The following is a 12,661-nucleotide window of genomic DNA, read 5'->3' on the forward strand; positions in this document are numbered from 1 at the left end:
GGACGGAGGCCCATGGTGAGCCCACCCGAGGAGGAGCAGGCACGGGAGCGCGGATGGGGGCGCCGGGAGACGGAGGAGGAGCGGGCCGACCGGCGGTGGACGGATCTCCTCCAGGAGCTGCGCGTCGCCCAGACCGGCGTCCAGATCCTCTTCGGATTCCTGCTGGCCGTCGTCTTCCAGCCGCGCTTCACGGACCTCTCCGACACCGACCGCGCGATCTACGTGGTCACGGTGCTGCTCGGTTCCGCCACGGCGGGCGCGCTGATCGGGCCGGTCTCGTACCACCGGCTGCTCACGGGGCGGCGGATGAAGCCGCAGACGGTCACCTGGGCGTCCCGCCTGACCGTGATCGGGCTGATCCTGCTGTTCTGCACGATGTGCTCGGCGCTCCTGCTGATCCTGCGTGTGGCGCTGCACAACGCCGTGGCCCTCTGGCTGGTGGGCGGGATGGCAGTGTGGTTCCTCGTCTGCTGGTTCGTCTTCCCCGCCTGGGCGCTGGCCCGGTCCCACGGCCGTCGGGAGGATCGGGAGGAGCGGTGACGGCGTGCGGTGTCACAGAATTCCGGTGTCCTCGGCGTGATGGACGTCCGTGAGGGTGAAGAGCCCGCCGTCCGGATCGACCAGTGTCGCCTCACGTCCTTCCGGCCGGGACAGCTCCTCGACCAGTGAACCGCCGTGCTTCTGGGCCGACGCGACGGCGACGGCGACATCGTCCACCGGGAAATTGACCTGCCAGTGCGGACGGACCAGCGGGTCGGGGGCGGCCTCGAGCGCGCCCGAGCTGATCCGGGCCAGCTGGCGCCCGCCGCACCGGACGACCACCTCGTCCTTCGCGTACGCCACCTCGCAGGAGCCGGGCCGGTCGCTCGCCCAGTCCAGGACCTCGCCGTAGAAGATCGCCGCGTCGAATGCGTTGCGCGTGCGCAGCCGCAGCCAGGCGTGCGCATGGCCGTCCGGGGCGGGTGGCGACGTCGCGGGCGCGGTCCGCTCCCAGATGCCGAAGCCCGCACCGTCCCGGTCGGCCGCCAGTACGCCGCGGCCCTTGCCGAGCGTCAGAGGGCCCACCGCCACGGTGCCGCTGCGCTCCCGGATCCGGGCGGCGGCGACATCGGCGTCCTGGACGGCGAAGTAGGGCGTCCATGCCACCGCGACGTGGAGGGTGGTCGCCACGGCGCCGATCCCGGCGACGGGTACGCCGTCGCGGCGGGCGACCGAGAACTCCTGGCCGAGTTTGCCCGGCCGGAACGTCCAGCCCATCACCGGGCCGTAGAACTCCTGGGCGGACTCCAGATTCAGGGTCATCAGATTGACCCAGCAGGGCGCGGCCGGCCCGGTCAGCGGTGCGGGCGCGGATGCCGTACCAGAGGTACTTCCGGTCATGGTCCTACTGCCTTCATGGGGGGTGCGGCAGGTGTGTGCCGGTGGCCCTGGGGGCCCTCACCAGCCTCTCCGCGGGCGGCCGCTCCCGCAACACGCGGCGAGGCGGCCGACCGGCCGGCGGCGCGGGCGACCGGTCGGTGCGGCGCTTCCCGGCGGCGCGGCCACCGTTCCCGAACGCGGGGCCGTTCAGTCGCGGCGCTCGTCGTCGTCCCGGTGGAGTGGCTCGTTGCCGTGGTCACCGAGTTCGTAGGGCGACAGCCCACGGCCGTCCGGAGGGAACGTGTCGTCACCGTGGACGTCGGGTTCCTCGACGTGTGTACGACCGTCCGGCGCCAGTGGCTGCTCCTCGGGCCGGGGCGGCGGCGGTTCCTGGTCGCGCCGCCTCCTGCCCAGCCAGAAGGCGGCGATCAGCACGGCCACCAGGACCACGCCGACGACGCCCATCACCGCCCCGGTCGCGCCCCGTCCGTCCGCGAGGGTGATGGCCAGGGAATTCAGGGCTGCATCCGATACATCCATGCTTGCCGGATACCCCGGGGCGAGCCTGTCACTCGACTCTGGCATCGAATTCATGTTTTAAGTGGATATAGACACCGAAAATGTTTGGAATGGCGTGGGCTGCTCGTTCACGGGTACCCGCGGGGCTTCCGGGCCGCCCGTGTCGCAGGCGTCCGCCCGCGGGGCGAGCCTGGAGGTGACCCCTTGGGAAGGAACCGCGGTGAACAGCTCACAGGAAACGCAGCAGTCCGAGGAGAGCCGGGACGGCCGTGAGGTGTCGGTCGTCGTCAGCGGGTGCGGGAAGGACGACGCGCGCACGGTCTTCGACGTGCTGCGGGCCGCCTTCGTCACCGACCGGGCCTCGGTCGACGTGCCCCAGGAGGTCGACGGCAAGCGGCCCACGGCATGGGTCGTGACCGTCGACGTGGCCGAGGCCCGGGTGGTGTCCGGGTCGGTGGCGCTCGGCGAGCCCGTCACCGTCGACGTGCAGGGCGGCTACTGGGCGGTCGACCGGCTCCGGGAGCGGCTGACGGACGCCTTCGCCGTACAGGTCGTCGGCACGGTCTCCGGCGACCAGGAGGAAGAGGTCCGGCTGCGGCTGGCGAACAAGTAGGCCGAACGCCACGCCGCCCCGGGTCCATGGCGCGGAGCCACCACCGGACTGGTAGAAAGCAGACAAAACTGCCTCTCGAAAGGTGCCGTCACGTGGACCCGACCAGCCGGGGCAGGAGCGGCGCGGGGGAGGAGCGGGCAACCGGCCACCGTTCCACCCTCACCCTGAACGTCAACGGAACCGATCACACCCTGACGCTCGACCATCGCACCACGGTCCTGGACACGCTCCGCCGGCACTTGGGCCTGACCGGTGCGAAGAAGGGCTGTGACCACGGCCAGTGCGGCGCCTGCACCGTGCTCGTGGACGGCCGGCGCGCCAACAGCTGTCTGCTGCTGGCCGTGGCCCAGGACGGGGCCCGGATCACCACGGTCGAGGGCCTGGCCGAAGACGGCCGGCTGCACCCGCTGCAGGAGGCCTTTCTGGAGCGCGACGCGCTCCAGTGCGGCTACTGCACACCCGGGCAGATCTGCTCGGGCGTCGGCGTCCTGAGCGAGGCGCAGGACGGCTTTCCGTCCCACGCGACCGCGGCCACCGCGCTCGTCGCCGTCCCGGTGGCACTCGACGCCGCCGAGATCCGCGAACGGATGAGCGGCAATCTGTGCCGGTGCGGGGCGTATCCCCGCATCGTCGAGGCGATCGGGGATGCCGCGTCATGAAGCCCTTCGCCTATGTGCGCGCGGCATCGGTCGCCGAAGCGGTCCGTGAGAGCGCCGCCCATCCCGGTGCCCGGTTCCTCGGCGGCGGCACCAACCTGGTCGACCTGATGAAACTCGGCGTGGAGAGTCCCGGCCTCCTCATCGACGTCAGCCGGCTGCCGCTGGACCGGGTGACGGAGACGGCCGACGGCGGACTGCGCATCGGGGCCACCGTCCGCAACAGCGATCTGGCCGCCCATCGCGCTGTGCGCACGCGCTATCCCGCGCTCTCCCAGGCGCTGCTGGCCGGGGCCTCGGGGCAGCTGCGCAACACCGCCACCACCGGCGGCAACCTGCTCCAGCGCACCCGCTGCCCGTACTTCCAGGACACGTCGAAGCCCTGCAACAAACGGGAACCCGGCAGCGGCTGCCCGGCCCGTGAGGGTGCCCACCGCGACCTCGCCGTCATCGGCCACTCCGCGGCGTGCGTGGCCACCCATCCCTCGGACATGGCGGTGGCGCTCGCCGCCCTGGACGCCGTGGTCCTCCTGCACGGACCGGACGGCGAACGGACGGTGGCCGTCACCGATTTCCACCGGCTGCCCGGGGACGACCCACGGGCGGACACCGTGATCCGGCCGAACGAGATGATCACCGAGGTCATCCTTCCCCCGCTTCCCGACGGCACGGTCTCCCTCTACCGCAAAGCCCGCGACCGTGCCTCGTTCGCGTTCGCCCTCGCCTCCGTGGCGGCCGTCCTGCGGGTGCGCGACGGGCGGATCGAACACGCCGCGCTGGCGTTCGGCGGACTCGCCCACCGGCCCTGGCGCGCCCGCACCGCCGAGGAGGCGCTGCGCGGCGCACCCGCGGGCGACGCCCTGTACCTGAGCGCGGTGGACGCCGAACTGGCCGCTGCCCGCCCGCTGCGCGACAACGCCTTCAAGGTGACTCTGGCCCGGCACCTGGCCGTCGACGTCCTGACCGCACTCGCGGCCCGCGCCTGAAGACGCCCGTCCCCCGGGGTGCCCGTCAGCGGGTGCCCCCCAACAGCCGAGGATTCCGCCATGAGCCACGCCGTCCAGCCGCTCGGCGCCCCCGTCGTCCGCCGCGAGGGCCGGGACAAGGTGACCGGAGCCGCCCGCTACGCAGCCGAGCGCAACCTGCCCGGCTGCCTGTACGCCTGGCCGGTACCCGCCACCGTGCCCTGCGGCCGGGTCGCCGCGATCCGGACCGCCGACGCCCTCGCCCTCCCCGGTGTCCACGCCGTGCTCACCCACGAGAACGCGCCGCGGACCCGGGAGCCGGACGACCCGATCCTCGCGGTCCTCCAGAGCGACCGCGTGCCGCACCGGGGCTGGCAGATCGCTCTGGTGGTGGCCGACAGCCTCGAAGAAGCGCGAGCCGGCGCCGAGGCGCTGGACATCACCTACGAGACCGCCCCGCACGACGCCGTCCTCACCGCGGACCACGCCGGCCTCTACACGCCGGAGAAGGCCAACGGCGGGTACCCGGCCGTCCGTGAACGCGGCGACGCCGACCGGGCCTTCGCCGCGGCGCCCGTCCAGGTGGACGCCACGTACACGCTCGGTCCGCTGCACAACCACCCCATGGAGCCGCATGCCACGACCGCTCTCTGGTCGCAGGACGGGCGCCTGACCCTGTACGACTCCAGCCAGGGCGCCACCAAGGTGCGCGACAGCCTTGCCGCCGTGTTCGGACTCCGGCCGGACCAGGTCACCGTCGTGTCGCAGCACGTCGGCGGCGGATTCGGCAGCAAGGGCACTCCGCGTCCTCAGGCCGTGCTCGCCGCCATGGCCGCGCTCCACACCGGACGTCCCGTGGAACTGGCCATGCCCCGGCGCCACATGGCCGCCGTCGTCGGCCACCGGGCTCCCACGGTGCAGCGCGTCCGGCTCGGAGCGCAGAGCGACGGAACCCTGACCTCGGTGGCCCACGAGATCATCACGCACACCTCCACCGTCAAGGAATTCGTGGAGCAGGCCGCCGTGCCGGCCCGCGTGATGTACGGATCCGCGCACAGCCGGACCGTCCACCGGGTCACCGCACTCGACGTGCCGAGCCCGTCCTGGATGCGCGCCCCCGGCGAGGCACCCGGCATGTACGCACTCGAATCCGCCATGGACGAACTCGCCTCGGCCCTCGGGCTCGACCCCGTCGAACTGCGGCTGCGCAACGACCCGGCCGCCGAGCCCGACTCCGGCAAGCCGTTCAGCAGCCGCAATCTCGCCGCCTGCCTCCGGGACGGTGCCGCACGCTTCGGCTGGAACGACCGCGACCCGCGTCCCGCAGTGCGCCGGGAAGGCGCTCTGCTGCTCGGCACGGGCGTCGCCGCCGCCACGTACCCCGTCTACGCCGCAGCCTCCCACGCCTCGGCGCACGCGGCCCCCGACGGCTCCTACCGCATCGCCGTCAACGCCACCGACATCGGCACCGGCGCCCGGACCGTCCTGGCCCAGATCGCCGCACACGTGCTGGAGACACCGGTGGAGAACGTGCACGTCGACATCGGGGACAGCGATCTGCCGGACGCCCCGCTGGCCGGCGGCTCGTCCGGAACGGCTTCCTGGGGATGGTCCGTCCACAAGGCGGCCACCGTCCTCGCGGAGCGGCTCCGCGCGAACTCCGGACCGCTGCCCGCAGGCGGAGTGACCGTCACCGCGGACACCACCGAGGAGACGGCCGGGGAATCGCCCTACGCGCGCCACGCGTTCGGGGCCCACTTCGCGGAGGCCGCGGTCGACTCCCGGACCGGCGAGGTCCGCGTGCGCCGGATGCTCGGGGTCTTCGCCGCCGGCCACATCCTCAACTCCCGGACCGCACGCTCCCAGTTCATCGGCGGCATGACCATGGGGCTCGGCATGGCACTCACCGAGAGCAGCTCGCTCGACCCGGTCTTCGGCGATTTCACGGAGAGCGACCTCGCCTCGTACCACGTGCCGGCCTGCGCCGATGTGACCGGTCTGGAGGCGTACTGGATCGACGAGGACGACCCGCACCTCAACCCCCTGGGCGGCAAGGGCATCGGAGAGATCGGCACCGTCGGCGCGGCCGCGGCGATCGGCAACGCCTTCCACCACGCCACCGGAGTCCGGCTGCGCACGCTCCCGCTCACGCCGGACCGGGTGCTGTCCGCCCTGCACTGAAGGCGAGGCGCAACCCCGCCGGACACGTATGCGCCGGTCACCGGGGGTGTGCGGCCGGATGTGTTGCGCATCCGGCCCTGCGGCCTCACTCTGAGGAGTGACCCAGAAGTGACATCTGCTCACTCTTCGTATTCGGGGGTCGTTCGTTCGACGAGGCGAAGCACGTGGGCCTCGATGTGAGGAGCCTCGACGATGACCGTTCCACTCGACCGGCACTATCTGGTCGAACTCCAGGTATCGGCAGAGCGTGTGTCCCAGATGCGACGGATAGTCGCCGCACACCTCCGCCACTGGAGTCTCGAACACCACGTCCGGCCCGTGTGCCGTGCCGTGGAAGAGCTGCTGACCAACGTCCAGCGGCACGTCGGCGACGACAACACCTGTGTCCTCGAGATCCGCTGGTCCGGACGGCACCTCACGGTCTCCGTCGCCGACAACGGTTCCGACATGCCGCGGCTGCTCCAGGAGGGCGGCGGCCTCAGCCGGGTCATGGCCCTCAGCGACAGCTGGGGTACCTGCCGGACCGCCGAGGGCAAGGTCGTCTGGTTCACCATCTACGCGCAGGAGCCCCAGCACATCGAGCTGGTGCCGCTGCCGCCGCTGCCGGGGGTCCGCGAGTCCCGCCGCGCTCCGGCCGCCGTGGCCGAGGAGTTCCCCGTGGAAGCCCCGGTCCGGACCGGCGCCCCGGCCCTCGTCTGAGGCGCGCCGCACGCAGCGGCCCCCCCCACGACACCGTCCCACCCCTGCACCCTTCTGGCGCGGATCGCATGCCTCACGCATGCATGGTCCGCGCCGGTCGGGTATGCGCAGGGCGGGGCCCGCGTTGCGCCGACGTCCGTGGCGCGGCACGGTCGAAGTACCCAGGCAAGGAGGCCACAGTCATGCCCATCGCGACGGTCAACCCCGCGAACGGCGAGACCCTCAGAACGTTCGACGCCCAGGGAGCGGACGAGATCGAGCGGCGGCTCGCCGCGGCGGACGCCGCCTTCCGCGCCTACCGCACCACCGGATTCGGCGAACGGTCCCGGCTGCTCAACCGCGCCGCCGACCTGCTCGACGAGGACCAGCACGACATCGCCCGCACCATGACCCTGGAGATGGGCAAGCCCCTCAAGGCCTCCAGGGCCGAGGCGGCGAAGTGCGCCAAGGCCATGCGCTGGTACGCGGCCCATGCCGAGGAACTCCTCGCCGACGAGCATCCCTCTCCCGCCGACGTCGAGGACTCCGGCGCCTCGCGCGCGTACGTCCACTACCGGCCGCTGGGCACCGTGCTCGCCGTGATGCCGTGGAACTTCCCGCTCTGGCAGGTCGTGCGGTTCGCGGCACCCGCGCTCATGGCCGGCAACACCGGTCTGCTGAAGCACGCCTCGAACGTGCCGCAGACCGCGCTGTACCTGGGCGACCTGTTCCACCGGGCCGGATTCCCCGCAGGGTGCTTCCAGACGCTTCTGGTGGGATCCGGAGCGGTCGAGGCGATCCTGCGCGATCGCAGGGTGGCCGCCGCGACCCTGACCGGCAGCGAACCGGCCGGCCGCGCCGTGGCGGCCGTCGCGGGGGACGAGGTCAAGCACACCGTCCTGGAGCTGGGCGGCAGCGACCCCTATCTGGTCCTGCCCTCCGCAGACGTCGCCAAGGCGGCCCGCACGGCGGTCACCGCCCGCGTCCAGAACAACGGACAGTCCTGCATCGCCGCCAAGCGGTTCATCGTGCACACGCAGGTGTACGAGGAGTTCGCCGAACGCTTCACCGTGGGCATGCGCGACCTGACCGTAGGCGACCCGCTGGAGGAGTCCACCGACATCGGTCCGCTCGCCAGCGAACAGGGGCGCACCGACCTCGAAGAGCTCGTCGACGACGCCGTGCGCCACGGCGCGACCGCCCTGTGCGGCGGCGGCCGGCCGGAGGGCCTGAGTGGCGGACTGGAGCGCGGCTGGTTCTACGCCCCCACCGTCCTCGCCGGCATCACGCCCGCCATGCGCATCCACCACGAGGAGACCTTCGGCCCCGTCGCCACGCTCTATCGGGCCGAGAGCCTCGACGAGGCCCTGGAGCTGGCCAACGACACGCCCTTCGGGCTCAGTTCCAACGTCTGGACCCGTGACGCCGAGGAGAGCCGGCGCTGCATCCGCGACCTGCAGGCGGGCGGTGTGTTCTTCAACGGCATGACGGCCTCGCACCCCGCGCTGCCGTTCGGCGGAGTGAAGCGTTCCGGATACGGACGCGAGCTCGCCGGTCACGGCATCCGTGAGTTCTGCAACGCCACCACCGTCTGGTACGGCCCCGAGCCGGGGTGACCGGACCACCGAACCGCCCGCTGAGAGGTGACCATGAGTGACGTCCCGCCGTCCTCGTCGACGACCGGCCCGACCGACGAGGAGATCGCCGCGCTCGACGCGCACTGGCGGGCCGCCAACTATCTGGCCGTCGGACAGATCTACCTGATGGCCAACCCGCTGCTGGCCCGGCCGCTCGTTCCCGAGGACATCAAGCCCCGGCTCCTCGGCCACTGGGGCACCTCGCCGGGCCTCAACCTCGTGTACACCCACCTCAACCGCGTCATCGCCTCGCGCGGCACCGACGCGCTCTGCGTCTGGGGCCCCGGGCACGGCGGCCCCGCCGTCCTCGCCAACTCCTGGCTGGAGGGCAGCTACTCGCAGACGTACCCCGACGTCACCAGGGACGAGGCGGGGATGGCGCTGCTGTTCAGACAGTTCTCCTTCCCCGGCGGTGTGCCCAGCCACGTCGCGCCGGAGACCCCCGGCTCCGTGCATGAGGGCGGCGAACTGGGCTACGCCCTGGCCCACGCCTACGGCGCCGCACTCGACCACCCGGACCTGCTGGTCACCTGCGTCATCGGCGACGGCGAGGCGGAGACGGGACCGCTGGCCGGTTCCTGGCACGCCAACAAGTTCCTCGATCCCGTCCACGACGGCGCCGTCCTCCCGGTCCTCCACCTCAACGGCTACAAGATCGCCAACCCGACCGTGCTCGCCCGCCTCCCGGATGCGGAACTCGACGCCCTGCTGCGCGGCTACGGGCACGAACCCCTGTACGTGGCAGGAGACGACCCCTTCACCGTGCACCGGGCGATGGCCGCCGCGATGGACCGCGCCGTCGACCGTATCCGGGAGCTCCAGGACGCCGCCCGGACGGGCGGCGAGACCGGACGGCCCCGCTGGCCCATGATCGTGCTGCGTACACCCAAGGGCTGGACCGGGCCCGACGAGGTCGACGGACTGCCCGTCGAAGGCACCTGGCGCGCGCACCAGGTCCCGCTGCCCGGGGTCCGCGACAACCCGGAGCACCTGCGGCAGCTGGAGCGGTGGCTGCGCTCGTACCGGCCCGAGGAACTCTTCGACTCCGAAGGACACCCGACGGACCAGGTCCTCGCCTGTGTGCCGCGGGGCGAGGCGCGGCTCGGCGCCACTCCGTACGCCAACGGCGGTCTGCTGCTGCGCGATCTGCCGATGCCGGCCCTCGACGAGCACGCCGTGCGGGTGGACAGGCCGGGAACCGTCCAGCATGAACCGACCCGGGTCCTCGGCGGACTTCTCGAGGCCGTCATGGCGGCCACCGCCGGCCGGCGGGACTTCCGGGTCGTCGGCCCCGACGAGACGGCGTCCAACCGCCTCGACGCCCTCTACGAGGCCACCGGCAAGGCCTGGCAGGCGGGCACGCTCCCGACCGACGAGCACCTCGCCCGCGACGGCCGGGTCATGGAAGTGCTCTCCGAGCACCTGTGCCAGGGCTGGCTGGAGGGCTATCTGCTCACCGGCCGGCACGGACTGTTCTCCTGCTACGAGGCGTTCGCCCACATCGTCGACTCAATGGTCAACCAGCACATCAAGTGGCTGCGGACCTCGCGCCGGCTGGCCTGGCGCCGCCCCGTCGCCTCGCTCAACTACCTGCTCACCTCGCACGTCTGGCGCCAGGACCACAACGGCTTCTCGCACCAGGACCCGGGCTTCGTCGACCACATCCTGAACAAGAGCCCCGAGGTCGTGCGCGTCTACCTGCCCCCGGACGCGAACACCCTGCTCTCCGTGGCCGACCACGTCCTGCGCAGCCGGGACTACGTCAACGTGATCGTGGCGGGCAAACAGCCGGGCTTCGACTGGCTCACCCTCGACCAGGCCCGGGCGCACTGCGCGCGCGGCGCGGGTGTCTGGGAGTGGGCGGGCACCGAGGACGGCAGCGGCACACCCGACATCGTGCTCGCCTGCGCCGGGGACGTACCGACCCTGGAGACCGTCGCCGCCGCCGGACTGCTGCGCCGTCATCTGCCCGGCCTGTCCGTGCGGGTGGTGAACGTCGTCGACATCGCCCGGCTCATGCCCCACTCCGAGCATCCGCACGGGATGCCGGACTCCGAGTACGACGCCCTGTTCACCCCCGACAAGCCGGTGATCTTCGCCTACCACGGCTATCCCTGGCTGATCCACCGGCTGGCCTACCGCCGCACCGGGCACGCCCAGTTGCACGTCAGGGGCTACAAGGAGGAGGGCACGACCACCACGCCCTTCGACATGGTGGTCCGCAACGACCTCGACCGCTACCGCCTGGTCATGGACGTCATCGACCGGGTGCCGGGTCTGGGGGTCCGGGCGGTGGCGGTCCGCCAGGAGATGGCGGACACCAGGGCCCGTCACCACGACTGGATCCGCGCCCACGGCACGGACCTGCCGGAGGTGGCGGACTGGACCTGGGAGGGATGAGGCAGGGCGAAGGCCCGGACGGCGCATCCGTCCGGGCCTTCGCCGTGCCGGGGTCAGCGGCCGACCGCGCGGGCCAGCTCCGCCTTCGTCATGGTCGAACGCCCCTTGACGTTCTTGTGCTTCGCCTCTTCGTAGAGCTGGTCGCGGGTGGGGCCCGCGGCGCCGCTGTGCGAGCGGAGCCCGCCACGCCGCGAGGACGAGATGTCCTCGACCGACAGACGGCTCGCGGTCCGCGACTCACCGGCGCGGGCACGCTCCTTGTTCACGGTCCGGGCGGCGATCTCCTCGGCACGGTCCTCGCCGACGCCGCGCTCCTGGACGCTCTCCTTGATGTGCTCGTACTGCCGTTCCCGATTCCGGTTCGATCCGCGTGGCATGATGCGTTCTCCTCTCGGAGGCCTCGGCCCGGGGGACACCTTCCAGTGTGACAAAAGAGGCCGGGCCGGAGCCGTCCGCTCAGTAGCGCAGCGCCGCCGCGATCCGTCCGTGCTCCTTGAGGGAGTCGTCCGCGACGAAGACGACGTCGGCGCCGTTGTCCAGCGCCGCTTCGACGAGCTCGTCGACGATGTCCTCGCGGACGCTGCCGTCCGCCGGGTCCGCCGCCTCGCCGCTCACCGGCACCAGATGCTCCTGGTCGACCCGCACCGTCGCCTGGTAATGCTCCTCCACCGCCACCAGGCCCGCACGTCCCTCCCGTACGGCGGCCCACACCTCGTCGAGTCCGCCGGCGAAGGCCCGCCGCCCGCGGGCCTCGTCCAGCTTGCCGTCGATCTCCGCGGCGAACCGCTTCTGCCGGGCCTCCAGCGCGGGCCGCAGCTCGGTCAGCAGATCACCGGGCGAGGTCTCGGCGGTTGCGCCCTTGGTGACCCGTCCGACCGCCTCCTTGGCGGCCTCGCCGACCTCGTCGAGCAGCGCGAGCGCCGGAGCGAGCCCGACCAGATAGAGCGGGCGCGGATCCGTGGCCAGGACCCCGCGCAGCTTCTCGTCGACCGTGCGCATGAACTGCCGGGTGTCCTCGTCGGTGAACGTGCTCGGCGTGTCGCCGATCCGCTCCTCGCGCTGCGGGTTGGGCGCCTCGTGCGGAGCCGCCAGCGGGAAGCCGCCGATGTGCTCCTCATGCGTGGCATCGGACGTGCCGCTGAACAGGGCGGCGTGGTCCGCGGAGACGGTGAGCGTCCAGAACGGCTGCGCCTGTGCCTTGGCGGCGACCAGGTTGCGGGTCAGATAGGTGTCGCTGAGCACCACCCGTTCGGGTGCCGTGCGGGGCAGCTGCCAGATCTGGAACTCGTCGGCGGTCGCGAGGATCACCAGTGCGTCCAGGGCGCGGCGCGGGTCGATCTCGTCGACCGCACGGTCGAGTTGCTGCTTGACCGCCGCGCGCACCTCGCGGCCGGCGCCGGGGTCGGCGTCGAGCCGGCTGCCGGCCTCGGACACCAGGTTGCGCAGCCGTACGGCGTCCTGGGCGTTCTCCGGTGCGCGCCGGTGCGTCGGCATGGTCAGGGACAGGGCCGGATAGGGCTTGGCCGCGCGGAGCTCCCGCAGCAGACCGGCGGTCAGGGCGTCCGTATCCATCAGTTCCCTCCCGGGGGACTTGTGCGCACTGCCGTGCGAGCGGGTGATTCGACGAGTCAATTCATACCTTTTGATCCTAAT

General features: G+C 72.1%; 12 protein-coding genes. 8 read left to right on the forward strand and 4 right to left on the reverse strand.

Annotated elements, in window-relative coordinates:
* The first annotated feature begins 12 nt into the window (after positions 1-12).
* Entirely contained in the window at positions 13-540 is a 528-nt protein-coding gene (locus ACIQMX_RS12085) for a DUF6328 family protein (protein WP_402477002.1), read from the forward strand.
* Between the two features lie 12 nt (positions 541-552).
* On the opposite strand, the gene ACIQMX_RS12090 is transcribed toward ACIQMX_RS12085, so the two are convergent.
* Entirely contained in the window at positions 553-1,380 is an 828-nt protein-coding gene (locus ACIQMX_RS12090; protein ID WP_363077327.1) for a VOC family protein, read from the reverse strand.
* 186 nt (positions 1,381-1,566) lie between these two features.
* A complete protein-coding gene (locus ACIQMX_RS12095) occupies positions 1,567-1,899 on the reverse strand; it encodes a DUF6479 family protein (protein WP_363077329.1) in 333 nt (110 codons plus the stop codon).
* A gap of 199 nt (positions 1,900-2,098) precedes the next feature.
* Here ACIQMX_RS12095 and ACIQMX_RS12100 point away from each other — a divergent pair, with 199 nt between their 5' ends.
* The 7 genes from ACIQMX_RS12100 to ACIQMX_RS12130 all read left to right on the forward strand — a co-directional run bounded on the left by ACIQMX_RS12100 (position 2,099) and on the right by ACIQMX_RS12130 (position 11,008).
* The gene (locus tag ACIQMX_RS12100; RefSeq protein WP_363077331.1) at positions 2,099-2,491 is read left to right on the forward strand and encodes a hypothetical protein; all 393 of its coding nucleotides are present in this window, start codon (positions 2,099-2,101) and stop codon (positions 2,489-2,491) included.
* Between the two features lie 92 nt (positions 2,492-2,583).
* On the forward strand, positions 2,584-3,150 hold the full coding sequence (locus ACIQMX_RS12105) for a 2Fe-2S iron-sulfur cluster-binding protein (protein ID WP_402477004.1): 567 nt from the start codon (positions 2,584-2,586) through the stop codon (positions 3,148-3,150).
* A complete protein-coding gene (locus tag ACIQMX_RS12110; protein ID WP_402477007.1) occupies positions 3,147-4,133 on the forward strand; it encodes an FAD binding domain-containing protein in 987 nt (328 codons plus the stop codon). Before ACIQMX_RS12105 ends, ACIQMX_RS12110 begins: the two co-directional genes overlap by 4 nt.
* A 60-nt stretch (positions 4,134-4,193) precedes the next feature.
* Positions 4,194-6,293 (forward strand): xanthine dehydrogenase family protein molybdopterin-binding subunit, encoded by a 2,100-nt coding sequence (locus tag ACIQMX_RS12115; RefSeq protein WP_402477010.1) that lies wholly within the window; start codon positions 4,194-4,196, stop codon positions 6,291-6,293.
* Between the two features lie 192 nt (positions 6,294-6,485).
* Positions 6,486-6,992, forward strand: a complete 507-nt coding sequence (locus ACIQMX_RS12120; protein ID WP_363077339.1) for an ATP-binding protein — start codon at positions 6,486-6,488, stop codon at positions 6,990-6,992.
* A gap of 182 nt (positions 6,993-7,174) precedes the next feature.
* Positions 7,175-8,587, forward strand: coding sequence for an NADP-dependent succinic semialdehyde dehydrogenase (locus tag ACIQMX_RS12125; RefSeq protein WP_363077341.1), 1,413 nt, complete (start codon positions 7,175-7,177; stop codon positions 8,585-8,587).
* Between the two features lie 33 nt (positions 8,588-8,620).
* A complete protein-coding gene (locus tag ACIQMX_RS12130; protein WP_363077343.1) occupies positions 8,621-11,008 on the forward strand; it encodes a phosphoketolase family protein in 2,388 nt (795 codons plus the stop codon).
* A gap of 53 nt (positions 11,009-11,061) precedes the next feature.
* On the opposite strand, the gene ACIQMX_RS12135 is transcribed toward ACIQMX_RS12130, so the two are convergent.
* Both ACIQMX_RS12135 and ACIQMX_RS12140 read right to left on the reverse strand, forming a co-directional pair.
* Positions 11,062-11,385: a plasmid stabilization protein gene (locus tag ACIQMX_RS12135; RefSeq protein WP_363077345.1), complete on the reverse strand. Its 324-nt coding sequence runs from the start codon at positions 11,383-11,385 to the stop codon at positions 11,062-11,064.
* A gap of 79 nt (positions 11,386-11,464) precedes the next feature.
* Positions 11,465-12,580 carry a chemotaxis protein gene (locus ACIQMX_RS12140; protein ID WP_402477014.1) on the reverse strand — a complete coding sequence of 372 codons (1,116 nt, stop codon included), beginning with the start codon at positions 12,578-12,580 and terminating at the stop codon, positions 11,465-11,467.
* Positions 12,581-12,661: the final 81 nt, after the last annotated feature.

The organism is Streptomyces sp. NPDC091416 (assembly GCF_044756845.1).
Classification (GTDB): Bacteria; Actinomycetota; Actinomycetes; order Streptomycetales; family Streptomycetaceae; genus Streptomyces.

What these genes read in the sequence shown, in the direction of transcription:
- ACIQMX_RS12115 (WP_402477010.1), top strand. Translation starts at nt 4,194, where the DNA reads ATGAGCCACGCCGTCCAGCCGCTCGGCGCCCCCGTCGTCCGCCGCGAG.
- ACIQMX_RS12130 (WP_363077343.1), top strand. Translation starts at nt 8,621, where the DNA reads ATGAGTGACGTCCCGCCGTCCTCGTCGACGACCGGCCCGACCGACGAG.
- ACIQMX_RS12110 (WP_402477007.1), top strand. Translation starts at nt 3,147, where the DNA reads ATGAAGCCCTTCGCCTATGTGCGCGCGGCATCGGTCGCCGAAGCGGTC.
- ACIQMX_RS12135 (WP_363077345.1), bottom strand. Translation starts at nt 11,385, where the DNA reads ATGCCACGCGGATCGAACCGGAATCGGGAACGGCAGTACGAGCACATC.
- ACIQMX_RS12120 (WP_363077339.1), top strand. Translation starts at nt 6,486, where the DNA reads ATGACCGTTCCACTCGACCGGCACTATCTGGTCGAACTCCAGGTATCG.
- ACIQMX_RS12140 (WP_402477014.1), bottom strand. Translation starts at nt 12,580, where the DNA reads ATGGATACGGACGCCCTGACCGCCGGTCTGCTGCGGGAGCTCCGCGCG.
- ACIQMX_RS12095 (WP_363077329.1), bottom strand. Translation starts at nt 1,899, where the DNA reads ATGGATGTATCGGATGCAGCCCTGAATTCCCTGGCCATCACCCTCGCG.
- ACIQMX_RS12125 (WP_363077341.1), top strand. Translation starts at nt 7,175, where the DNA reads ATGCCCATCGCGACGGTCAACCCCGCGAACGGCGAGACCCTCAGAACG.
- ACIQMX_RS12085 (WP_402477002.1), top strand. Translation starts at nt 13, where the DNA reads ATGGTGAGCCCACCCGAGGAGGAGCAGGCACGGGAGCGCGGATGGGGG.
- ACIQMX_RS12090 (WP_363077327.1), bottom strand. Translation starts at nt 1,380, where the DNA reads ATGACCGGAAGTACCTCTGGTACGGCATCCGCGCCCGCACCGCTGACC.